The following is a 23,559-nucleotide window of genomic DNA, read 5'->3' on the forward strand; positions in this document are numbered from 1 at the left end:
TCATTCGCCGCGGATGTACTGCTCCAGTTGCAGGATCAGGTTGGCCTGTTCGGCAATCGCCGCCTTGACCAGGTCGCCAATCGACAGCAGACCGATCAGCTGGCCGTTCTCCACCACCGGCAGATGGCGCAGATGGCTGTTGGTCATCAGGTTCATGCACACCTCCACGCTCTGGTGCGGGTCTACCGTGACCACCGGTGCGCTCATGATGTCGCGTACCGGCGTGCCCACCGACGAACGTCCCTTGAGCACCATCTTGCGGGCGTAGTCACGCTCGCTGATGATCCCGACCACCTGGCCGTCATCGACCACCGGCAAGGCGCCGACGTTCTTCTCGCCCATCACCATCAGCGCCTCGAGCACCGTCTGGTGCGACCTGATGGTGTGTACCGCATGGTGTTTTTCTTCTTTGGTATTGAGCAGCTCTTTCACGGTTTTCATGTGCAGCCTCGGCGGTGGATAAGCGGCGATGCCTATCCCCTAAGAATCGTGCACGGATGCCCACTCGGCAAGGTTGAAAACGCCATGGGGCCGATTGAAAAACGTCATGCTCCGTCGAAACCGCGCATCAGCATCAACGCCACGCCTGTCAGCAGCACCGCCGTGGCCCGTTGCAGCAGGCGCCGACGCGCCGGTTGCTGCAGCACATGACGGATGCGCTGGCCGAAGTAGCAGTACAGGCAGCCGCTGGCAAACTGCAGCAGCAGGAAGGTCAGGCCGAGCACGGCGATGTCGCGGGTGTGGCTGGCAAACTGCGGGAACACCGCGCTGAACATCAGGATGCTCTTGGGGTTGGACAGCCCGGTCAGCAGGCCCCTGGCGAACAGCGCCCGGAAACCCTCCAGCGCCGGCCCGCCGCTATCGCCCAGCGCCAGCCCGGTACTGGTCCACTGCCGCCAGGCCAGGTACAGCACATACGCGACCCCCAGGGCCTGGATCAGCTGGCGCACCAGCGGGTAGCCCTGGATCAGCGCCGAAAAGCCCAGTGCAAACACCAGAATCGACAGCAGGTAGGCCACGCTGGCGCCCAGTTGCGCCGGCAGCGACTGGCGCAGGCCGGCCTTGAGGCCCAGGCTCAGCAACAGCAGGGTCATCGGCCCTGGGCTGAAGGTCATGCTGGCGCAGAACACCACGAAGTAACCGAAAGAGGAGGGCGTCAGGCCGAGGTTCATGGGGCAGTGCTCACAGTGCAAAGGCCGCAGTCTAGAGTGCAGGCCACGCTGCGGGCAGGCCAAGCAGCGGGCAATCGCGCCCTACTTTACTGGTAGGATTACCGGTAAACCTGTGGAGACCTGCATGCTGCCCGTCATCGAATTCTGCCCTGGAACCCAAGGTCCAGCAGATCGCCGAAGCCTGGGCGCGTGCCATCGAGGCCGGCGAGCTGCCGGCGGGCAGTCGCCTGCCGCCGGTGCGCGAACTGACCGCGCAACTGGGCGTGAGCAAGTTCACCGTGATCGAAGCGCTGGACCGCCTGCGTGCCCGCAACCTGATCACCTCCAGCCAGGGCCGCGGGCACTTTGTCGCCAGCCGTCACGCGCCGAGGGTGCCGGGGGGCGACACCGACTGGCTGCCGCAGGACCTGGCCAGCGTGCTGCGCCGCTCGCTGCTGGCCGATGACAACAGCCTGCGCCCCGGCAGCGGGCACCTGCCGCCCGACTGGCTGGAGCCCGGCAACCTGCGCCAGGCATTGCGCACCGTGGCCCGCTCCACGCGCCTGCGCATTGGCGGCTACGGTACGCCGGCCGGTTACCTGGCGCTGCGCCAGACCCTGCAGACGCGCTTGCTCGGCCAGGGCATCGCCGCGCCGCTGGAGCAGATCGTCACCACCAGCAACACCGTGCAGGCGCTGGACATGCTGCTGCGGGTGATGCTGCGCCCGGGCGATTGCGTGGTGCTCGACAGCCCGTGCTATTTCAACTTCCACGCCAACCTGGCCCTGCACGGCGCGCGCATCGTCACCGTGCAACGCACCGCCGAGGGCCTCGACCTGGCGCGTTTCGAACAGCTGCTGGCGCAGCACCGGCCCAGGCTGTACCTGACCACCAGCGTGCTGCACAACCCCACCGGGCACTCGTTCACTGCGGGCCAGGCGTTCGCGCTGTTGCAGCTGGCGCGCCAGTACGACTGCCATGTCATCGAGGATGACCTCTACGCCGACCTGCACCCGCAGGCGCCGGCCCGCCTGGCGGCGCTGGCGGGCCTGGAGCAGGTGACGTACCTGTCCGGGTTCTCCAAGACCCTCAGTGCCAACGCCCGGGTCAGCTATGTGGTGGCCGCGCCGCAACTGGCCGCCAGCCTCACCCACATGAAGCTGATGAGCGGCGGCATTACCTCCGAACTGCTGGAGCAGGTGGTCGACCAGCTGCTCACCGATGGCAGTTACGACAAGCACCGCAAGCGCCTGCAACTGCGCCTGCAGGAGGCGGCCGGGCGCGTCGAGCAGCGCCTGCGGGCGCTGGGCTGCGAGCCGCTGCAGGGGTATGCCGGCGGCCTGTTCATCTGGGTGCGGCTGCCCCCCGGTTGCGACGCCCAGGCCCTGGCCCGTGCAGGCCTGGCGCGGGATGTGCTGCTGGGGCCGGGCAGCCTGTTCGGCCCCGAGCCCGGCCTGTTGCAGTGCATGCGCTTCAACGTCGCCTGCAGCGACGACCCGCAGCTATGGTCGGAGCTGGCGGTACTATTGGACAGTTTTGCCGACCCGGCATCTGCGTTATAACGAACCCCCAAAAACGTCGGCACAGTGTGTAGCCGGCGGCCACCTTCAAGGAGTCACCATGTTGCCAAGGCGGCCCACCGTCCTCACCTTCCTGTTGCTTGGCGCGGGCTCCGCGAGCGCCGACAGTGTCGACCTGGCGCCGCTGGAAGTCACCTCCACCCGCGTGACCTCCGAATGGTTGCAGACCCCGGCCGCCGTCAGCTCGGTGAGCGTCGCCGACAAGCCCGGCGAACAGATGCTGACCCTCGACAGCCTGCTGATGGCGGTGCCCGGTGCGGTGCCGCAAAGCCGCTACAACATGGCCCAGGGCATGCGCCTGTCGATTCGCGGCTTTGGTGCCCGCTCCAGCTTCGGCATGCGCGGCATCCGCGTACTGGTCGACGGCGTGCCGTTGACCATGCCCGACGGCCAGACCGAGATGGACGGTGTCGACCTGAGCCTGGTGGAAAACATCGAAGTGATCCGCGGCTCGGCTTCCACCCTGTACGGCAACGGTGCCGGCGGCGTACTGGCGATCACCACCCGCGAGCCCTCGCTGGAGCCGCGCACCCTCGTGGACGTGGGTGGTGGTGCCGACGGCTATCGCCGCGTGCGTGCCGAAACCAGTGGCACCTCCGGCAACCTTGGCGGGTTGCTGGCGCTCAACGTCACCAACATGGACGGCTACCGCGATCACGCCGCCTCCGAAGCGCGCAACCTCACCGGCAAGCTGCGCTGGCAGGCCGATGCCGGCGTGCTGGGGGTAACCTTCCAGGCCCTCGACAACCGCTCCGAAGACCCTGGCGCCCTGACCCTCGCGCAGGTGCGCGACAAGCGCAGCCAGGCGCGCCCGCAGAGCCTGCTGTTCGACTCCGACGAACAGATGAACCAGCAACGCCTGGCGGTCAACTGGACCAGCCAGCTGAGCGACACCGACAGCTACCAGCTGCGTACCTGGCTGGGCCGGCGTGACTTCGGCAACCGGCTGCCGCTGCGCGCGGGCGGGCAGACCACCTACGAACGCCTGTTTGCCGGTGTCGGCGGGCAGTACACGCACCTGGCCAACTGGTTCGGCCTGGGTCATCAGCTCACCACCGGCATCGACATCGAGCAGCAGCGCGACGACCGCGAGCGGCACAACAACGAAGTCGGTGGTCACACCGGCAACCTCACCCTGCGCCAACGCGAAAAGGCCGGTGGCTATGGGCTGTACGTGCAGGACAGCATCGACCTCACCGAGCGTCTGCAACTGACCCTGGGCGGACGCTATGACGCCACGCGCCAGTCGGTCGACGACCGCTTCCCGAGCGACGGCGACGCCTCCGATGCGCAGCGTTTCGAAGACTTCAACTACAGTGCCGGCCTGAGCTACCGCCTTACCGAGCACACCATGGCGTATGCGCGGGTGGCCACCTCGTTCGAGACCCCCACCCTCAACGAACTGAGCAACCCGACCGCAGGCGGCTTCAACACCGGGCTGCAACCGGCGCGGGCGCTGACCCGCGAGCTGGGTGTGAAGGGCGAGTGGGACGACCTGCGCCTGGAGGCGGTGGTGTACAGCATCCTGCTCAAGGACGAACTGGTGGCGCAGAGCACCGACCGCGGCAACACCTACAGCAACGCCGGCAAATCGCGGCGTGACGGCTTCGAGTTGAGTGGCGAATACCGGCCTGTGGATAACTGGCGCCTGTCGATGGCCTACAGCTACAACGACTACCACTACACCCGTTTCGAGGGCTATGACGACAACCGTCTGCCGGGCATTCCCCGGCAGACCTTGTTCACCGAGGTGGGCTACGAGTCGGATGCGTTCTATGCACGGGTCAACATGAACGCCTATGGCCCGCAGTATGCGGACAACGCCAATGAGGCGCGGGTGGCGGGCAATGCCTTGTTCAACCTGCGCGTGGGCACGGTGCTCAAGCTTCAGGGCCAGGAGCTGGAACCGTACGTGGGTGTGGATAACCTGACTGACCGGCGTTACTACGACAACCTGCGCATCAACGACACAGGCGCCCGTTACTACGAGCCGGGCCCAGGTCGGACCTTGTACGCGGGCATCCGCGCGAGCTTCTGAAGACCTGACGCCGAGCGAACAAGGCTGGCACCGCCGATCGTGCAGGCCATTGCGCGTTGCAATCGATGCAGGAGCCGGCCTTGCCGGCGAAGCGCCGCGCGGGCGGCGCTCGATCTGATCGATCGCCACAGAAGCAGCGGCTGGCACCTTGTGAGGTCGCATCTGTTGCCATCCCCTGCAAAACCTTGAACCCCATCACGTTTCCCACACCCCGTTGCAACTTTCTCGCGATATCCCCGTCAGAGCGGTGCGGAAGAGGTTGTAGGACAAATCACCGTCCCTCCCAGCAGGCTTGAACATTCAGCCGCGCACAACGCTCCGCCCCCCGATAACACTCCCCCTAGAATTCCGGCCCACAAGGATGTGCCATGCTGCCGATCGCCCATTGCCGGGCGTTGACGACACGTGTTGCCCACTGCTTCGTCAGCACCTCGCGCCCCACTCCCGCTGCCGCACTGCTGCTGGCCCTCGCTGCCTGGGCCGCCGGTGCCGGCACCGCCGCACACGCCGCCGACCCGAATGCCGAGCTGCTGCGCCAGCGCGACCGCGAGCGGGTGCAGCGCGAGCAGCTCGAAGCACGCCCCGACGTGCGCCTCGAAGCACCGCTGGCCGATGAAGGCGACGGCCGCCTGCCCGCCAACGAAACCCCGTGCTTCCCTATCCGCCAACTGCGCCTGGTGGGCGATGCGGCCGAGCGCTTCCAGTGGGCGCTGCGCGCCGCCAACCCCAAGGATGACCCGGCCACCGGGCGCTGCCTGGGCAGCGCGGGCATCAACCTGACCATGAAGCGCATCCAGAACGCGATCATCGAAAAAGGCTACGTCACCACCCGCGTGCTGGCCCAGGCCCAGGACCTCAACAGCGGCGAACTGACCCTGACCCTGATTCCCGGGCGTATCCGCGACATCCGCTTCGCCGAAGGCACCAGCTCGCGCGCCAATGCCTGGAACGCGCTGCCGGCGCACTCGGGCGACCTGCTCAACCTGCGCGACATCGAACAGGCCCTGGAGAACTTCAAGCGCGTACCCACCGCCGAAGCCGACATCCAGATCGCCCCGGCCCAGGCCCGCGACGCCGGCCCCGGCGAGAGCGACATCGTGATCGCCTGGCGCCAGGCCTTCCCGGCGCGGCTCAGCCTGTCTGTGGATAACTCCGGTAGCAAGACCACCGGCAAGTACCAGGGCAACCTGGCGTTGTCGCTGGACAACATCCTCTCGCTCAACGACCTGTTCTACGCCAGCGCCACCCACGACCTGGGCGGCGGCGAGTCGGGCAATCGCGGCTCCAAGGGCAACACGCTGCACTACTCGCTGCCGTTCGGCTACTGGCTGCTGGGCTTCACCACCAGCGAGTACGACTACCACCAGCAGGTGGCCGGCGAGAACGAGACCTACCAGTACCGCGGCGAAACCCGCAACAACGAGCTGCGCCTGTCGCGCCTGCTGTACCGCGATGCGGTGCGCAAGACCACGGCCTGGGGCAGCCTGTGGACGCGTACCTCGGAAAACTTCATCGACGACACTGAAATCCAGCTGCAGCGCCGGCGCATGGCCGGCTGGGAAGCGGGCCTGAGCCACCGCGAATTCATCGGCGCCTCCACTCTCGACCTGAGCGCGGGCTACCGCCGCGGCACCGGTGCCCATGGCGCACTGCAGGCGCCAGAAGAACTCACCGGCGAAGGCACCTCGCGCTCCAAGATCATCAGTGCCGATGCCCAGCTGCAGGTGCCCTTCATCGCCTACAACCAGCGTATGCGCTACATCGGTGGCTGGCGCGCGCAGTGGAACCGCTCGGCGCTGGTGCCGCAGGACCGCTTCTCCATCGGCGGGCGCTACACCGTGCGCGGCTTCGACGGCGAGAACATCCTCTCGGCCGAACGCGGCTGGACCCTGCGCAACGAGATCGGCCTGGCCCTGGGCGATACCGGCCAGGAGCTGTACACCGGCGTCGACTACGGCGAAGTCAGCGGCCACTCCAGCGAGTACCTGGTGGGCAAGCGCCTGGCCGGTGCCGTGGTGGGGGTGCGCGGCGGCTACAAGGCGCTGTCGTATGACTGGTCCTGGGGTACGCCGCTGAAGAAGCCCGACGGTTTCGAAACGGCCAACATCACCAGTGCCTTCACTGTCTCTTTGTCGTTCTGAGGCCCGCCATGCGTATCGATCGCTTCGACATCATCGCCCCCGGGCTCTTCGACGAGCCCTGGAACGAGGCCACCGTGCTGGGCTCGGCCACCTGGCTGTGGATGCACTCCACAGCTCACCGCGACGCACCGCTGCACAGCCTGGCCACCCTGTTGCTGCCGGCGCTCAAGCACCGCCAGTTCGTGCTCGGCAGCGAGGCCGGCAAGCCGGTGTTCTACCTGTCCTGGCTCAACCTCGACGACGCCGCCGAGCAGCGCTACATCGAGCGCTCGCCTGTCGAGATGGCCGATGCCGACTGGAACAGCGGCGAACGCCTGTGGATAAACGACTTCGTCGCCCCGTTCGGGCATGCGGCAACGCTGGCGCGCCTGGTGCAGCGCCAGCTGTTCCCCAACCGCTGCATGCGCGCCCTCGACCACCAGGGCGAAGTGCGCGGCCTGCGGGTCAAGACGCACCTGGGGATCGGCGTGATTCCCGAACAGGCCAAGGCCTGGTTTGCCGCTCACCCGCTGGAACTCACAGCGTAACCCTGACTTCTGGCGGTCTGGCACCGCAAATGGAATTGCAATGAACAAGCATCTCTACCGTATCGTTTTCAACAAGGCTCGCGGGCTGCTGATGGTGGTTGCCGAGAACGTCGCCAGCCAGGGCAAGGCGCCGGGCACCACCACCGGGCCCGTGGCCGGCTCGGCCGGCACACTGGCCGAACTGGGCCGCCTGCGTTTCGCAATGATGCTCGCCCTCGGCCTGGTGGCGCTGGACGCTGCACCTTCCTGGGCCGCCGGGGTGGTTGCCGATGGACGTGCGCCAGCAGCCCAGCGCCCGAACGTGGGCCAGAGTGCCAACGGCACGCCGCAGGTGAACATCACCGCCCCCAGCGCCGCCGGCGTGTCGCGCAATACCTACAGCCAGTTCGACGTGGACAAGCGCGGGGTCATCCTCAACAACGGCGTCAAGGCCAGCCAGACCCAGCTGGGTGGCTGGATCCAGGGCAACGGCAACCTGAGCAAGGGCAGTGCGCGGGTGATCCTCAACGAGGTCAACGCCAGCAACCCCAGCCAGTTGCGCGGCTATGTGGAAGTGGCCGGGCAACGCGCCCAGGTGGTGATCGCCAACCCGGCCGGCGTCACCTGCGACGGCTGCGGCTTCATCAACGCCAACCGCGCCACCCTGACCACCGGCCAGGCGCAGCTTGAGAACGGCCGCATCACCGGCTACCAGGTCAAGGGCGGTACCCTCAGCATCCAGGGCAAGGGCCTGGACAGCGCCGACGCCGACTACACCGACCTGATCGCGCAGAGCGTGCAGGTCAACGCCGGCATCTGGGCCAAGGACCTGAAAGTCACCGCCGGGCGCAACCAGGTCAACGCCGACAACACCCGCGCAACCCGGCTGGCAGGCAGCGACGAGGAGGCCCCCGCAGTCGCCATCGACGTGGCCAAGCTCGGCGGCATGTACGCCGGCAAGATCATGCTGGTGGGCACCGAGGGCGGTGTGGGCGTGCGCAACGCCGGCACGATCGGTGCCGGCGCCGGCGAAGTGGTGATCAGCGCCGACGGCAAGCTGCTCAACAGCGGTACCCTCAGCAGTGCCGGCGCCACCCGCGTCGCCGCCAAGGGCGGGGTCGACAACAGCGGCACGGTCTATGCCAAGGGCGACCTGCAGCTGAGCAGCGCCGGCGACCTGAACAACAGCGGCACCCTGGCCAGCCAGGCCAATGTCGAACTCAAGGCGACCGGCGCGCAGTCGACCATCACCAGCAGCAAGGGCTCGGCACTGGCTGCCGGGCTGGACGAGAGCGGCAAGCTGGGCAAGGCCGGCAACCTGACCCTCACCGCGCAGCGCGTGCAGGCCCACGGCGAACACCTGGCCGGCGGCGACCTGCAGGTCAGTGCAGGCGACGTCGACCTGAGCGCCAGCCGTAACGTGGCCGGCAACATCACCCTCACCGGCGGCGACATCAACCTCGCCAACGCCAGCGTCGATGCCAGCAAGACCCTCAGTGCCACCGCCCGCCAGACCCTGCGCAGCGACGCCGCCAAGGTGGTGGCGGGCAACCTGCAAGTACGCGCCGGCGAGCTGTCGAACGTGGGCGGCGAGCTGACCCAGAGCGGCAAGGGCAGCACCTCGATCAAGGTCGACGGCACCCTCGACAACCGCAGTGGCCGCATCGCCAGCAACGCGACCCATGCCACGCTCAGCGCCGCCACCGTGGTCAACACCCAGGGCCGCGTCGAGCATGCCGGCGCCGGCACCCTGCAGTTGACTGCCACGACGCTCGACAGTGCGCAGGGCACGCTGGTCAGCACCGGCACCCTGCAGGTCAACGCCGGCCAGGTTCAGCTCGACGCCGGCGTGGCTCAGGGCAAGGACGTATCGATCGAGGCCGACACCCTGTCCAACCGCGGCGGCAAGGTCCTGGCCACCCAGGGCGGCAGCCTTGCGGTCACCACCCAGGGCCTGCTCGACAACACCGGCGGCACCCTTGCGGCCAGCGGCAATGGCGTGTTCAACGCCGGCACGCTGGACAACCGCAGCGGCACCGTGAGCGCCGGCGGCACACTGTTTGCGGGCGCTGGCGAGCTGTTCAACACCGCCGGCACCTTCGCCGCGATCCGCCAGATGACGCTGACTGCGGCGCACCTGAACAACAGCGGCGGTACGGTCGGCTCGGTACAGGGCGCCCTGCTGCTGACTGCCCGCGACAGCCAGCTGGGCAACGTGGGCGGGCGCCTGGAAGCGGCGGGCGACATCGTGGTGAACGCTCAGGGTATCGACAACAGTGGCGGCGTGATCAGCGGCCTGGCACTCAACCTGAACAGCAATGGCCAACTGCTGCAGAACGCCCAGGGCACCCTGGATGCGCGCAGCACCCTGGACCTGCGCAGCGGGCGCCTGGAAAACGCCGGCGGGCTGATCCAGTCCCAGGGCAGGCTGTACATCGATACCGGCGAACAGGCACTGGTCAACCTCGACGATGGCAGCGGCAAGGGCATCATCAGCCAGGGTGCGCTGGAGATTCACAGCGCGCACCTGAGCAACGCCGGCGGTTACGTCTCGGCCAAGGGCGCGATGCAACTGCTGGCCGCCGACGTGACCAACGCCGGCGGGCGCATCGTCGGCGCCGACAGTGTGCAGGTGCAGGGCCTGCGGCTGAACAACCAGGCCGGGCAGATCCAGGCGCTGGGCGCCATCGACGTGGCCTCGGCCGAACGTGTGGACAACCAGGGCGGCCTGATCCGCTCCGCCGGTTTGCTGCATGTGTCGACCGGCACCCTCGCCAACAACGCCACTCAGGCCGACAACCAGGGCCTGCAAGGGCACGCCCTGCGCCTTGAGTCCGACGTGCTGGGCAACCAGGCCGGTGTGATTCGCGCCGACACCACGCTGGACATCGGCGTCAGCCAACTGCTGGACAACGCGGGCGGGCTGATCAGCTCCAGCCAGCACCTGAACATTACCGACCGTGACCCCGCTGCGCGCCGCCAGAGCATCAGCAACCTCGACGGGCGCCTGCTGGCCGGCCAGTCGCTGAGCCTGAACGCCGCCTACTACAGTGGCAACGGTCAGGCCGTGAGCCTGGGCGACCTGACCCTGCGCCTGCTCGCAGGCCTTGAACTCAGTGGCCTGCTGCAGGCCAACGGCACCCTCGACGTGCAGACCGGCGGTGCGCTGAACAACAGCGGCAAGCTGCTGGCCGGCCGCTCCATGCTGCTCGACGCCAGTACCCTGGACAACCGCGCCGAGGGTGAAATCAGTGCCGACCAGGTGCGCATCACTGCCCACCAGAGCCTGACCAACCGTGGCCTGATCGACGGCCAGAAGGTACGCCTGCAAACCGGCGTGCTGTACAACCTGGGCACCGGTCGCATCTACGGCGACCAGCTGGGCATCGCTGCCGGCACCCTGGTCAACGCCAACGAGGGCGACCGCTCCGGTGCCATCGCCGCCCGTGCGCGCCTGGACATCGGCGCCACGCAGATCGACAACAGCGAAGCGGCGCTGATCTTCAGTGCCGGCGACATGGCCATCGGCGCCACGCTGGATGACGCCGACCACGCCAGCGGCCGCGCCGCGCTGCTGACCAACGCCAGCGCCACCATCGAGTCGCTGGGGCACATGGCGCTGGACGTGCAGACCCTGCGCAACCTCAACAACCACTTCAGCACCCGCGACGTGGAAATCAGCCGCCAGAGCTTTCAGGAATTCCAGCTGGCCGGCTCGCCCAACCGCTACCAGGCCGACCAGGTCACGTTCCGCCACAACGAAGTGCAGTACCTGATCACCCCCGAGGGCCAGAAGGACAACTGGAACCGCTACGACGTGACCCGCGTGGTGCGCGAAACCCAGATCGCCACCTCGGCGCCGGGGCAGATCCTGGCCGGCGGCAACCTGGTCATCAACGCCGGCGAAGTGCTCAACGACAAGAGCCGGATCATCGCCGGCGGCCTGCTGCAGGGCGCCATCGGCAGCCTGGTGAACACCGAGTTCAAGGGCCAGAAGGTCACCACCGACAGCGGCACGGTGACCAACTTCTACCGTATCCAGCGCAAGGGCCGCGACCGCCAGGGCGCCCGCGTGGCCGGTTATGTGCCCGCGCCGCTGATCCAGGAAATCTCGCTGCAGCCCACCGTATGGCAGGAGCTGGCCGCCATCACCGGCAGCGGCACCCAGCTCGGCGGCCATGCCAGCCAGCTGAGCGACCAGCAGGCCGCCGGCGCCGGCGCGGTGGACAGCGCCGCCGCCAATGCCTACCAGGTGGCGCCGATCATCGAGGTGGCGGCGCAGGCCGGGCTCGATGCCGAAGGCGTCGGCGAGCAGATCCGCACCGGCGGCCCGGTGCTGACCCTGCCGAGCAACAGCCTGTTCGACAGCAACCCGCAGGCGGTGCGCAATTATCTGGTGGAGACCGACCCGCGCTTTGCCGGCTACCGCAACTGGCTGTCGTCCGACTACATGCTGCAACAGTTGCACCTGGACCCGGGGCAGACCCTGCAACGCCTGGGCGACGGCTTCTACGAACAGAAGCTGATTCGCGAACAGGTCGCCCAGCTCACTGGCCGGCGCTTCATCGACGGCTATGCCAACGACGAGGAACAGTACCGCGCGCTGCTCGACAACGCGGTCACCGTGGCCAACACCTGGCAACTGGTGCCGGGTGTGGCGCTGAGCGCCGAGCAGATGGCCCAGCTGACCAGCGACATCGTGTGGCTGGTGGAAAAACAGGTGACCGTGGCCGGCGGCGAAACCCGCAGGGTGCTGGTGCCGCAGGTGTACGTGCGGGTGCAGCAGGGCGACCTCAACGGCGCGGGTGCGTTGATGGCCGGCCAGCAGCTCAAGCTCGACGTGAACGACACCCTGAGCAACAGCGGCAGCCTCGGCGGGCGCAGCATCCTGGCGCTCACCGCGCAGAACGTGGAGAACCTCGGCGGGCGCATCCAGGCCGACAAGGTGTCGGTGCAGGCACGCGAGAACCTCGACAACCTCGGCGGCCTGATCGGCGCCGTGGACAGCCTGGCGATCAGCGCCGGCAACGACCTCAACGTCATCTCCAGCACCCATGACAGCAGCAGCGAGCAGGGCACGCGCAGCAACCTGTCGCGGGTGGCCGGGCTGTTCGTCAGCGGCGCCGGCGGCACGCTCACGGCCTCGGCCGGCAACGACATCAACCTGGCCGGCGCCCAGGTGGTCAACGCCGGTGCCAACGGCAGCACGCAACTGGTGGCCGGCAACAACCTGAACCTGACCACCGTCACCGAGTCGCACCAGCAGTCGATCACCTGGAACAGCAGCAACTGGCGCAAGGACGCCAGCCGCACCGAGGTGGGCAGCAATGTGCAGGGCACCGGCGACGTCAGCCTCAAGGCCGGTCAGGACATCAACCTGCGCGCCAGCCAGGCCAGCAGCGAGCAGGGCATGGTGATGGCCGACGCCGGCCGCGACGTGAACCTGATGGCCGGGCAGAACTACCAGTTCGCCGACGAGGCGCACAAGGTCACCGGCGGCAACGGCATGTTCTCCAAGACCACCAGAACCACCCGTGACACGCTCAGCGAAACCACCGCCCAGGGCTCGACCCTCAGCGGCGAGCACACCTACGTGCAGGGCGGGCGCGACATCAACCTGCAGGGCGCCAACGTGGTGTCCAGCCAGCAGACCATCCTGGTGGCGGGCAACGACGTCAACATCGCGGCGGCCAGCGATAGCCGCAGCGAGCGCCACGACAAGACCGAGAAGACCAGCGGCCTGTTCAGCGGTGGTGGCATCGCCGTGACCGTCGGCACCCAGGAGCAGCGGGTCAAGGACATGACCACCAGCACCACCGCGGTGGCCAGCACCGTCGGCTCTACCGAAGGCGACGTGCTGATCGAGGCCGGCAAAAGCTATCGCCAGGTCGGCAGCCAGGTCATGGCGCCCAAGGGCGACGTGGATATCCGTGCCGAGAAGATCGCCATCGTCGAGGCGCGCAACACCAGCGAGCGTGAGCGCCAGACCCTGTTCAAGCAGACTGGCGTGTCGCTGACCCTGACCAACCCGGTGATCAGCGCCATCCAGACCACTCAGCAGATGAAGCAGGCCTCGGACAAGACCGAAGACGGGCGCATGAAGGCGCTGGCCGCGGCCACCGCGGCGCTGGCGGCCAACAACGCGGCCACCGCGGTGGCCACCGATCCGGGTTCGGCGGGCGGGATCAACCTGAGCCTGTCGCTGGGCACCAAGAAAAACCAGAGCACCACCGAGCAGCACAGCGATACCGCTGCCGGCTCGACCATCGTCGCTGGCAACGACGTGCGCCTGATCGCCACCGGCGCCGACGAGGACAGCACCCTCACCGTACGCGGCAGCCAGATCAAGGCCGGCAACAATGCCAGCCTGCTGGCCGACGGCGACATCAACCTGCTGGCCGCCACCAACACCAGCACCCAGCAAACCGACAGCACCGGCAGCAGTGCCAGCGTCGGTATCGGCCTGTCGCTGGGCGGCACGCGCAACGGCTTCACCCTCGACCTCGGGGTGTCGGGCAATCGCGGCGAAGCCGATGGCGAGGACCTCACCCACACCAACACCCATATCGATGCCGGCAACCAGCTGGTCATGGTTTCGGGCGGCGACACCAACCTCAAGGGCGCGGTGGTCAGCGGCAAGCAGGTGGTGATGGACGTGGGCGGCAACCTCAACATCGAGAGCCTGCAGGACACCAGCACCTACACCGTGGACGAGAAGAGCCTGGGCGTGGGTATCAGCCTGTGCATTCCGCCGTTCTGCTATGGCATGAGCTCGGTCAGTGGTGCCAGCGGCAGCTTCGGCGCCACCGACATCGACTCCAGGTACGCCAGCGTCACCGAGCAGTCGGGGATCAAGGCCGGCGACGGCGGCTTCGATATCTACGTGGCCGGCAACACCGACCTGGTGGGCGCAGTGATCGCCAGCAGCGACAAGGCCGTGCAGGACGGCAGCAACCGCCTGGTCACCGCCAGCCTGACCAGCCGCGACATCAGGAACGAGGCCGAGTACAAGGGCAGCAGCCTGAGCCTAGGCGGCGGTTACCGCGAGGTCGGCAAGGACCAGCAGGGCAACGCCACCAGCGGCGCCACGCAAACCCCTGGCACCGACCTTGCGAAAAACGAGAACGACATCGGTGTGAGCATGCCGATCGCCATCAGTGCCAGCGATAGCGCCAGCAGCGTGACCCGCAGCGGTATCAGTGGTGGCAGTATCGTCATCACCGATGCTGCCGAGCAGCACAAACGCACCGGCAAGAGCGTGGACGAGGCCATAGCCAGCCTCAACCGCGACGTGTCCAGCGACCGCGATGGCAGCAATGCGCTGAAGCCGATCTTCAACGAGGAGCAGATTCGCGCCGGGTTCGAGATCGTCGGCGCGTTCGCCAACGAGGCGGGCACCCTGCTCAACAACAAGGCCAAGGAAGTCGACGCCAAGCGCAACCAGGCCAAGGAGGCCGAAGCCAAGGCCGCCAACCCGGAACTGGGCGACGGCGAGCGTACTGCCTTGCTGCTGGCGGCCAGCGACCTGCGCCATCAGGCCGACGGCATTGCCGAAAACTGGGGCGCCGGCGGCACCTACCGGCAGATCACCACCGCGCTGGTGGGCGCGGCCAGCGGCAACATCAGCGCCGGCAACACGGCGTTCATGCAGGGCCTGGTGGTCAACTACGTGCAGCAGCAGGGCGCGGGCTATATCGGCGAGCTGGTGGCCAACGGCAGCCTTATCGAAGGCTCGCCGGTACACGCGGCGCTGCACGGCATCCTCGCCTGCGCGGGCGCGGCGGCCAGCAGCCAGAGTTGTGGCAGCGGTGCGGCCGGGGCGGCGGCATCGAGCGTGCTCACCGGGTTGTTCTCCGAAGCCAGCCCCAACGAGTCCGAGGCGCAGCGTGAAGCCAAGCGCAACCTGATCACCAGCCTGGTCACCGGGCTGGCCGCCAGCACCGGCCTGGATGCTGCCACCGCCAACACCGCCGCTGGCGCCGCCACCGACAACAACTGGCTGGCCACCCAGCAACTGGTGCAGGCCAAGAAGGAGCTCAAGGAAGCCGAGGGCCTGGCGGACGAGCTCAAGGTCATTGCCAAGTGGGGCTTCATCAGCAAGAAGCAGGACCTGCTGACCCAGGTTGGCGTGGGGCGTGGCCTGGTCGAGGCCGGCATCAACGATATTGAGGGGCTGGCGCAGTTCATCGCGCACCCTATCGATGGCCTCAAGGGCATCAAGGAACTGATTTCCAACCAGGAGGCGCGCGACAAGCTGGGCGCCGATGTGGTGGATGAACTCAACGCCAAGATCGACCGCGTGACCCTGGCGCTGGAGGTGGGCGGTGACGAGCACGCCATGCAACTGGGGCGTGACCTGGGCGAGATCGTGTGGCAGGCCGGCAGCATTGCCACCGGCGTGGGCGGCGCGGCCAAGGCCGGCGTGACGCTGGCCAAGACCGGCATCAAGATGGGCCGGGCGGGTCTGGAAAAAATGGCCGCCAAGGCCGAAGTGCTGGTCAAGGAAGCGCCGGTGGCCAAGGTCGAGCTGCCCCCTGCCGGCAAGCCGGCGGTGGGTGCGGGCACCGTGGCCACCGTCGAGCGCCTGGACGAACTGCCCGTGAAGCAGTTCAACCCCTATGACAACCCGCGCTACAAGGAGATGACGCCCACCGAGCAGCAGGCGTACCTCAAGGAATACAACAAGCAGTTGCAGGCCCAGCAGGACGCCATCAACAACATGACCGCCGACGAGTTCAAATTCGCCCGCGAGGCGTTCGACAGCACCGGGCGCAACCCCGACGCGGTGGCGCTGCAACGCAAGTTCGGCCGCGAATTCGAGCGCAGCGTGGCGGAGAACATCCAGAAGGGCCTGGTCAACAACGGCGTCGACCCCAAGGTCGCGGCGCAGATGGCCAAGGCACGGGCCAAGGAAATCAAGTCGAACCTGGCCGCACTGCACGAGCCCGACATGGTGGCTGGCGGGTGGGTAAAACCCGACCCTGTTAGAATGGGCAATTCGAACGTCAACTCGTCGATCGGCGCCAGCTGGTCGAGCCGGCTGCCGCTGCTGGACGAGACCGTGCGCAAGGCGGTGGAGGCGGGCAACGGCAGTGCCAAATTGAACATCAGGTTAGAGCTAGCCAGGGGAGCCAGTCAGTGATGAAGGACGCATTTCTCGAGATGTTTATCGAGGCCATGGGCGAGCCTGCCCATCAGCGGCCCGTGCCGGCCGAAAGCATCGCGCAGTACCGTGGCCGCCTGCCGGACAAACTGCTGGAGTATTGGCAGGAGCAGGGGTGGGGCAGCTATGCCGACGGCCTGTTCTGGCTGGTCAACCCGCACGACTACCAGCACCTGCTGGACATGTGGCTGCAAGGCACCGAGTTCGAGAAGCTGGACACCTACCATGTGATCGGCCGCACGGCCTTTGGCGACCTCTATGCATGGGGCGAAACCTATGGCCGCAAGCTGATCGTGCTGTGTGCGTACAACCGCGTGTACGCCATGAGCAGCGAAAAGAACGTGCCCTGCAGCAACCCGGACCTGGAGCTGCAGTCGTTCCTGTCGATGGTCGAGCGCGAGGACTTCGACATGGAGGACGCCGATGGCGAGTTCCTGTTCGAGCGTGCGCTGCAGGCCCTGGGCCCGCTGGGCGAGCAGGAGCTGTACGGCTTCGAGCCCGCGCTGGTGATGGGCGGCAAGGCGGTGCTGGGCAACCTGCGCAAGCTGCAGCTGGATGTGCACCTGACGATTCTTCGCCAGTTCGGTCGCTGAGCGCATGACCCTGCTCGATGACTGGATAGCGTGCCGCGAAGGTCGCGTCGTGCTCGACAGCTCGCATTTTCTCGGCTTGTTCAAGGAGCATGGCAGCGACGCGGAGCTGGCGCAGATCTTTGCCGGCTTTGCCCAGGCCGATGCCTTGCAGGCGCGGGCGCAGCAGGTGCTGGCGGCAGGTTCGCTGGACAGCAGCCTGTACCTGTTGCCGCAGCGCGGCTGCGATGAAGGCCGGCTCAAGGCCGCGGCGCTGGCCTGGTGGAACGAACAGGCACGGTACTGCCTGTCCACCCAGGGGCCGTGGCCGGAGCAGGCCCACTGGCAGCCTGTGGTCGAGGTGGTAAGCCGCGAGGTGGCGTTGAAGGCGTTGCAGAGCGATGCGCCGAATGCCTGGGTGTTCGAGCATTTCGCCGACACGGTCATCGAGGACGTGCGTGACAGCCAACTGCCGATGTACGCGCTGCTCGAAGCGTTGTACGGGATTGCCGCTGACTATTACCTGGCGTGGTACATCGCGGCGCCGCTGCTGGCGCTGAAGGTGGATTTTGCGCGTTACTTCGAGCTGTGGCGGCTGGGGGGCATGAGCGTGGTGCTGCAGGACCGGCTGCTGGTGGCCGGTTGACAGGTATCAGCAGAGCCGGCATCGACGGCGAACAGGCCCGCACCGCCTGCCAAAACCTCCGGCACTGCCTGTAGACTCTCCAGCGCCCCGCACCTGTGCGGTTGATCGATCAAGCGTTGAGAGGATAGAGAATGAGTCTCTGGGATGACCTGAAAAAGAAAGCCGTCGACGCCAACCCCGAGCTTGCCGCCAAGGCGGCCCAGGCGCTGACCAAGGCCAGGGAACTGGCCGTGGAGGCCGGGCAGAAGGCCGCGCCGGTGCTCAAGGAGGCCAGCGAAAAGGCCGCTGCCTACGCCCAGGAGAAAACCCCAATCCTCAAGGCCCAGGCGCTCAAGGCCATCGACGACGCCAAGGTGCGCCGCGCCGAGCTCAAGGAGCGCGCCAGGCACGACAAGGCCGCGCGCGAGGAAATGGTGCGCACCATGTACGACATCAGCCTGTCGCCCGACGACCCCAATTTCATCGACGAGCCGTTCAACCACTACGATCGCCAGTTGCATTTCTTCGTGGTCACCGGCGAGATTCTCGACACCCAGAAGCGCAACCAGACCCACCTCAGCGCCAGCCACTCGCACCATTCCGGCGGCGGCTACATGATCGACGGCTACGGCTCCATCGGCGGCAGTTCGTCGTCGATGCACGTGAGCAGCCACAACATCCAGGAGCATGAGTTCTGGGTGAAGCTGCGCGATGGCAGGGAAGCGTGTTTCCAGTTCGCCGACAGCGCCGTGCGCATCCGCACCGGGCAGACAGTGAGTATGCTGTTCGCGCGCCCTGCCGACACCCAGACCGGGCAGATGGTGGCGCTGTACAACCACAGCTCGCAGGAAAACCATGTGATCGCCGGGCCGGCCGCGATCAACCAGATATTCAACCTGTATACCGTCGAGCCCGGGCTGTTCAACGGCAATGAGGTGACCACCCGGCGCAACCGCCTGCTTCAGGAGCTGGATCGGCGGCTGGGGCAGTTGGCCAGGTATTCGGCATTGCATGGCAACAGCCAGGGGCAGCTGATAGAGGGCGAGCGCACGGTCTGAGCCCGGCCTGCCCCTTTTGCGCGCCCATGAAAAAAGGCCCGGGTTTTCACCTGGGCCTTTTGTCGTAGATGGCGCACTCGGCGGGATTCGAACCCACGACCCCTGCCTTCGGAGGGCAGTACTCTATCCAGCTGAGCTACGAGTGCAACGCGGGCGCCATGATACCCATCTGCACCCTTGGCGTCCATCGCCAGTAATGTTGTGTTCGATTCCGAACACTCGCTGGCGCAAAAGTGACGTTGATCTGAAATTTCAGGGTCTGCTAGGCTTTTTGTTCTTTTTTTCGAACACCCTATTGTCCTTTGTTCCCGTTGATCCTAGGATTCGTTTGAGATTTCAAACGCTCTCCTTTTTCTACAAATCAATAATTCGCCCTGTGTTCGCACGGTGCAGTTAAGGAAGCCCGACATGCAGCTCAAAGACGCCCAGTTGTTCCGCCAGCAAGCCTTCGTCAACGGAGAGTGGCTGGACGCGGACAACGGTCAGACGATCCAGGTGACCAACCCGGCCACCGGTGAAGTGCTCGGCACCGTGCCTAAAATGGGCGCCGCCGAAACCCGTCGCGCCATCGAGGCCGCCGACAAGGCTCTGCCGGCCTGGCGCGCACTGACCGCCAAGGAGCGTGCTGGCAAGCTGCGCCGCTGGTTCGAACTGATGATCGAGCACCAGGACGACCTGGCCCGCCTGATGACCTCCGAGCAGGGCAAGCCACTGGCCGAAGCCAAGGGCGAAATCGCCTATGCCGCCTCGTTCATCGAGTGGTTCGCCGAAGAAGCCAAGCGTGTCTATGGCGACACCATCCCGGGCCACCAGCCCGACAAGCGCCTGATCGTGATCAAGCAGCCGATCGGCGTTACCGCGGCCATCACCCCGTGGAACTTCCCGGCTGCGATGATCACCCGCAAGGCCGGCCCGGCCCTGGCCGCTGGCTGCACCATGGTGCTCAAGCCCGCTTCGCAGACCCCGTACTCGGCCCTGGCCCTGGTCGAGCTGGCCACCCGTGCCGGCATCCCGGCTGGCGTGCTGAGCGTGGTCACCGGCAGCGCCGGCGACATCGGCAGCGAACTGACCGGCAACCCGATCGTGCGCAAGCTGTCCTTCACCGGCTCGACCGAAATCGGTCGCCAGCTGATGGCCGAATGCGCCAAGGACATCAAGAAGGTTTCCCTGGAGCTGGGCGGCAACGCTCCGTTCATCGTGTTCGACGACGCCGACCTGGACAAGGCCGTCGAGGGCGCGATCATCTCCAAGTACCGCAACAACGGCCAGACCTGCGTCTGCGCCAACCGTATCTACGTGCAGGACGGCGTCTACGACGTGTTCGCCGAGAAGCTCAAGGCGGCAGTCGCCAAGCTCAAGATCGGCAACGGCCTGGAAGACGGCACCACCACCGGCCCGCTGATCGACGGCAAGGCCGTGGCCAAGGTGCAGGAGCACATCGCTGACGCGGTGAGCAAGGGCGCGAAGGTACTGAGCGGCGGCAAGCTGATCGAAGGCAACTTCTTCGAGCCGACCATCCTCGTCGACGTGCCGAAAAGCGCTGCCGTGGCCAAGGAAGAAACCTTCGGCCCACTGGCTCCGCTGTTCCGCTTCAAGGACGAGGCCGAAGTCATCGCCATGTCCAACGACACCGAATTCGGCCTGGCCTCGTACTTCTATGCCCGTGACATGAGCCGTGTGTTCCGTGTCGCCGAAGCCCTGGAATACGGCATGGTCGGTATCAACACCGGCCTGATCTCCAACGAGGTCGCGCCGTTCGGTGGTATCAAGGCCTCGGGCCTGGGCCGCGAAGGCTCCAAGTACGGCATCGAGGACTACCTCGAAATCAAATACCTGTGCATCAGCGTCTGATCGCAGCGTAAGGCTTTACCTCTGCCAGCGGGGCGCGAGAGCGCCGTCCCGCTGGCCTTTTTTACACCGTGACATCCGGCCGCCTGGGCCCCTGCAGCAGTCGATCAACGCATGCTGCTGCAGTCGAATACCGGCCGCCCCGATCGAATCGCGCCACCTGCGTGTGGCGAAATGAGGACATTATGAGCAAGACCAACGAATCCCTGATGCAACGCCGTGTAGCCGCCGTCCCACGTGGCGTCGGCCAGATCCACCCGATCTTCGCCGAGTCGGCCAAGAACGCCACCGTGACTGACGTCGAAGGCCGCGAGTTCATCGACTTCGCCGGCGGTATCGCGGTACTCAACACCGGTCACGTGCATCCGAAAATCATCGCTGCCGTTGAAGCTCAACTGCACAAGCTGACCCACACCTGCTTCCAGGTACTGGCCTACGAGCCGTATGTCGAAGTGTGCGAAAAGATCAACGCGCTGATCCCGGGTGATTTCGCCAAGAAAACCCTGCTGGTCACCACCGGTTCCGAAGCCGTTGAAAACGCCATCAAGATCGCCCGTGCCGCCACCGGCCGTGCCGGCGTGATCGCCTTCACCGGCGCCTACCACGGTCGCACCATGATGACCCTGGGCCTGACCGGCAAGGTCGTACCGTACTCGGCCGGCATGGGCCTGATGCCAGGCGGCATCTTCCGCGCCATCTACCCGAACGAACTGCACGGTGTGAGCATCGACGACTCGATCGCTTCGATCGAGCGCATCTTCAAGAACGACGCCGAAGCCAAGGATATCGCTGCGATCATCCTGGAGCCGGTCCAGGGCGAAGGCGGTTTCTACGTCGCGCCTAAAGAGTTCATGAAGCGTCTGCGCGCCCTGTGCGACCAGCACGGCATCCTGCTGATCGCCGACGAAGTACAGACCGGCGCTGGCCGTACCGGTACCTTCTTCGCCATGGAACAGATGGGCGTCGCGCCTGACCTGACCACCTTCGCCAAATCCATCGCTGGCGGCTTCCCGCTGGCCGGTGTGTGCGGCAAGGCCGAGTACATGGACGCCATCGCTCCAGGCGGCCTGGGCGGCACCTACGCCGGTAGCCCGATCGCCTGCGCCGCGGCCCTGGCCGTGATGGAAGTGTTCGAAGAAGAAAAACTGCTGGACCGCAGCAAGGCAGTCGGCGAGCGTCTGGTCACTGGCCTGCGCAAGATCCAGGACAAGCACCCGATCATCGGTGACGTGCGTGCCCTGGGCTCGATGATCGCGGTCGAGGTGTTCGACAAGGCCGGTTCCCACACCCCTAACCCGACTGCCGTTGCAGCCGTCGTGGCCAAGGCGCGTGACAAGGGCCTGATTCTGCTGTCGTGCGGTACCTACGGCAACGTGCTGCGTATCCTGGTTCCGCTGACCTCGCCTGACGAGCAGCTGGACAAGGGCCTGGCCATCATCGAAGAGTGCTTCGCCGAACTGGCGTAAGTGTGACACGATAGGAAAAAACCCGCCTCGGCGGGTTTTTTTTCGCCCAAAGCCCGACAAGGGCGCTAAGGTTTGCACAGGAGCTACCTTGGAAGACGCCCTGGATGGCGTGCATCGAGATGTCAGGAGAAGCCCGATGACCGTTTCAAACCCACCCACCGCACCCTGTGTGCTGATTGCCGAAGGCGACCCGTGGGTGCGTGACATGCTCAAGGACATGCTGCTCAGCGTGCGCTGCGATGCCCGCCTGCACGTCTGTGCCAATGGCCACGAGGCGCTGTCCGCGCTGGCCAGCCAACCCGATCTGATCATCGCCGCCCGCGAGCTGCCCGGCATCGACGGCCTGGACCTGCTGCGCAGCGTGCGCGCCAAGCGCCGCAGCTTGCCGTTCATCCTGATCAGCAGCCGCAGCGATGTGGCCAGCGTGCGCGAGGCGCTGCCGCTGGCGCCCACGGCGTACCTGAGCAAGCCGCTCAATGCCGAGCTGCTGCGCCAGCGCCTGGAGGAGCAACTGCTTGGTGCCGGCGAGGCGGTGGCCTGCCCGGTGCCGGCATTGCGCCCGGGCATCACCTTGTCGCGGTTTCTCGAAGACCACCGCAGCACCGCCGATGGCGGGCCGTTGCTGGCTGATGTGAAGCAGGCGATCAAGCACGCGCTCAACCCCGAGGGGCTCAACCTCAAGGCACTGGAAGAAGAGATCCGCAACGACCCACAGATCACCGCGGTGCTGATCGCTGCGGCCAACAGCGCGGCGCTGCATCGTGACGGTGCGGTGCAGACCCTTCTGCAGGCGTTGAACAAGCTGGGCACCACCCAGAGCATGAACCTGATAATGGGCCTGGCACTCAAGCGCAGCGCCAGGCTCAGCGACCCGTTGCTGTCACGCCATGCCGAGCATTTCTGGGGCCTGTCGCTGCACACGGCCGAGTATGCCGCCAGCCTGGCGCGGTCGATGGAGCTGGACCAGGAGCGTTGCTACTGTGCCGGCTTGCTGCATTGCCTGGGCGACCTGGCGTTGCTGCGCTGCCTGCAGGAGTGGAGCCTGGCCGGGGGCGAGCTGGACGAGGACGCGGTGCAGTTGTCGTTGAACGAGTATGGCGCTGCGTACGGCTCGGCGCTGCGTACCCGCTGGCGCTTGCCGCTGGAGCTGCGCGAACTGATTGCCTCGGTGTATCAGTTGGGGGGCGGGGTGTACTCGCGGGAGAACCTGATCTTGAACCTGGCCGGGCAGTTGGCGCGGCTGCCGGCCGAGCAGGGCCTGGAGCAACTGGCCGAGAGCAAGACGGCGCGCTTGCTGAGGGTGGGGTTGGCGCAGCTGGAGCTGCTGCGCAAGGCCTGAGACCGCAATCGCGGGTCAAACCCGCTCCCACAAGGGCCCTGGTAAACCTGTGGGAGCGGGCTTGGCCCGCGATGG

At 66.4% G+C, this 23,559-nt stretch carries 13 protein-coding genes and 1 tRNA gene; 11 read left to right on the forward strand and 3 right to left on the reverse strand.

What is annotated here, in order from left to right; genetic code table 11:
* Both DN388_RS13055 and DN388_RS13060 read right to left on the reverse strand, forming a co-directional pair.
* Positions 1 to 441: a CBS domain-containing protein gene (locus tag DN388_RS13055; RefSeq protein ID WP_043861317.1), complete on the reverse strand. Its 441-nt coding sequence runs from the start codon at positions 439 to 441 to the stop codon at positions 1 to 3.
* A 104-nt stretch (positions 442 to 545) separates the two neighbouring features.
* Positions 546 to 1,172 (reverse strand): LysE family translocator, encoded by a 627-nt coding sequence (locus tag DN388_RS13060; protein ID WP_213606680.1) that lies wholly within the window; start codon positions 1,170 to 1,172, stop codon positions 546 to 548.
* 110 nt (positions 1,173 to 1,282) lie between these two features.
* Here DN388_RS13060 and DN388_RS13065 point away from each other — a divergent pair, with 110 nt between their 5' ends.
* The 8 genes from DN388_RS13065 (at position 1,283) to DN388_RS13100 (ending at position 18,831) form a co-directional block, all read left to right on the forward strand.
* Entirely contained in the window at positions 1,283 to 2,713 is a 1,431-nt protein-coding gene (locus tag DN388_RS13065) for a PLP-dependent aminotransferase family protein (RefSeq protein WP_255000774.1), read from the forward strand.
* Between the two features lie 58 nt (positions 2,714 to 2,771).
* Positions 2,772 to 4,769 carry a TonB-dependent receptor gene (locus tag DN388_RS13070; RefSeq protein ID WP_078481732.1) on the forward strand — a complete coding sequence of 666 codons (1,998 nt, stop codon included), beginning with the start codon at positions 2,772 to 2,774 and terminating at the stop codon, positions 4,767 to 4,769.
* 368 nt (positions 4,770 to 5,137) lie between these two features.
* The gene (locus DN388_RS13075) at positions 5,138 to 6,910 is read left to right on the forward strand and encodes a ShlB/FhaC/HecB family hemolysin secretion/activation protein (protein ID WP_054915887.1); all 1,773 of its coding nucleotides are present in this window, start codon (positions 5,138 to 5,140) and stop codon (positions 6,908 to 6,910) included.
* An 8-nt stretch (positions 6,911 to 6,918) separates the two neighbouring features.
* Positions 6,919 to 7,437: a toxin-activating lysine-acyltransferase gene (locus DN388_RS13080; RefSeq protein WP_255000184.1), complete on the forward strand. Its 519-nt coding sequence runs from the start codon at positions 6,919 to 6,921 to the stop codon at positions 7,435 to 7,437.
* 40 nt (positions 7,438 to 7,477) lie between these two features.
* Positions 7,478 to 16,558, forward strand: a complete 9,081-nt coding sequence (locus tag DN388_RS13085) for a hemagglutinin repeat-containing protein (RefSeq protein WP_255000189.1) — start codon at positions 7,478 to 7,480, stop codon at positions 16,556 to 16,558.
* Entirely contained in the window at positions 16,558 to 17,172 is a 615-nt protein-coding gene (locus tag DN388_RS13090; RefSeq protein ID WP_043861310.1) for a GAD-like domain-containing protein, read from the forward strand. Before DN388_RS13085 ends, DN388_RS13090 begins: the two co-directional genes overlap by 1 nt.
* Positions 17,173 to 17,176: 4 nt before the next feature.
* On the forward strand, positions 17,177 to 17,794 hold the full coding sequence (locus tag DN388_RS13095) for a hypothetical protein (RefSeq protein WP_255000195.1): 618 nt from the start codon (positions 17,177 to 17,179) through the stop codon (positions 17,792 to 17,794).
* 131 nt (positions 17,795 to 17,925) lie between these two features.
* Entirely contained in the window at positions 17,926 to 18,831 is a 906-nt protein-coding gene (locus tag DN388_RS13100) for a hypothetical protein (protein WP_043861308.1), read from the forward strand.
* Between the two features lie 69 nt (positions 18,832 to 18,900).
* Here the strand turns inward: DN388_RS13100 and DN388_RS13105 are convergent.
* Positions 18,901 to 18,977: transfer RNA gene (locus tag DN388_RS13105), tRNA-Arg, on the reverse strand.
* A 262-nt stretch (positions 18,978 to 19,239) separates the two neighbouring features.
* On the opposite strand from DN388_RS13105, the gene gabD reads away from it, so the two are divergent.
* From gabD to DN388_RS13120, 3 genes are all read left to right on the forward strand, one after another.
* Positions 19,240 to 20,682 carry an NADP-dependent succinate-semialdehyde dehydrogenase gene (gabD, locus tag DN388_RS13110; RefSeq protein ID WP_043861307.1) on the forward strand — a complete coding sequence of 481 codons (1,443 nt, stop codon included), beginning with the start codon at positions 19,240 to 19,242 and terminating at the stop codon, positions 20,680 to 20,682.
* 182 nt (positions 20,683 to 20,864) lie between these two features.
* Positions 20,865 to 22,145, forward strand: coding sequence for a 4-aminobutyrate--2-oxoglutarate transaminase (gene gabT, locus DN388_RS13115; protein WP_054915891.1), 1,281 nt, complete (start codon positions 20,865 to 20,867; stop codon positions 22,143 to 22,145).
* A gap of 136 nt (positions 22,146 to 22,281) precedes the next feature.
* Positions 22,282 to 23,484, forward strand: a complete 1,203-nt coding sequence (locus DN388_RS13120; RefSeq protein ID WP_043861305.1) for a response regulator — start codon at positions 22,282 to 22,284, stop codon at positions 23,482 to 23,484.
* Positions 23,485 to 23,559: the final 75 nt, after the last annotated feature.

It is taken from the genome of Pseudomonas sp. S12(2018), assembly GCF_024355235.1.
GTDB classification, from domain to species: domain Bacteria; phylum Pseudomonadota; class Gammaproteobacteria; order Pseudomonadales; family Pseudomonadaceae; genus Aquipseudomonas; species Aquipseudomonas palmensis.

Bases quoted from the DNA above. Each gene is read 5' to 3' on its own strand.
- DN388_RS13055 (WP_043861317.1), bottom strand. From the start codon at position 441: ATGAAAACCGTGAAAGAGCTGCTCAATACCAAAGAAGAAAAACACCAT.
- DN388_RS13060 (WP_213606680.1), bottom strand. From the start codon at position 1,172: ATGAACCTCGGCCTGACGCCCTCCTCTTTCGGTTACTTCGTGGTGTTC.
- DN388_RS13070 (WP_078481732.1), top strand. From the start codon at position 2,772: ATGTTGCCAAGGCGGCCCACCGTCCTCACCTTCCTGTTGCTTGGCGCG.
- DN388_RS13075 (WP_054915887.1), top strand. From the start codon at position 5,138: ATGCTGCCGATCGCCCATTGCCGGGCGTTGACGACACGTGTTGCCCAC.
- DN388_RS13080 (WP_255000184.1), top strand. From the start codon at position 6,919: ATGCGTATCGATCGCTTCGACATCATCGCCCCCGGGCTCTTCGACGAG.
- DN388_RS13085 (WP_255000189.1), top strand. From the start codon at position 7,478: ATGAACAAGCATCTCTACCGTATCGTTTTCAACAAGGCTCGCGGGCTG.
- DN388_RS13090 (WP_043861310.1), top strand. From the start codon at position 16,558: ATGAAGGACGCATTTCTCGAGATGTTTATCGAGGCCATGGGCGAGCCT.
- DN388_RS13095 (WP_255000195.1), top strand. From the start codon at position 17,177: ATGACCCTGCTCGATGACTGGATAGCGTGCCGCGAAGGTCGCGTCGTG.
- DN388_RS13100 (WP_043861308.1), top strand. From the start codon at position 17,926: ATGAGTCTCTGGGATGACCTGAAAAAGAAAGCCGTCGACGCCAACCCC.
- gabD (WP_043861307.1), top strand. From the start codon at position 19,240: ATGCAGCTCAAAGACGCCCAGTTGTTCCGCCAGCAAGCCTTCGTCAAC.
- gabT (WP_054915891.1), top strand. From the start codon at position 20,865: ATGAGCAAGACCAACGAATCCCTGATGCAACGCCGTGTAGCCGCCGTC.
- DN388_RS13120 (WP_043861305.1), top strand. From the start codon at position 22,282: ATGACCGTTTCAAACCCACCCACCGCACCCTGTGTGCTGATTGCCGAA.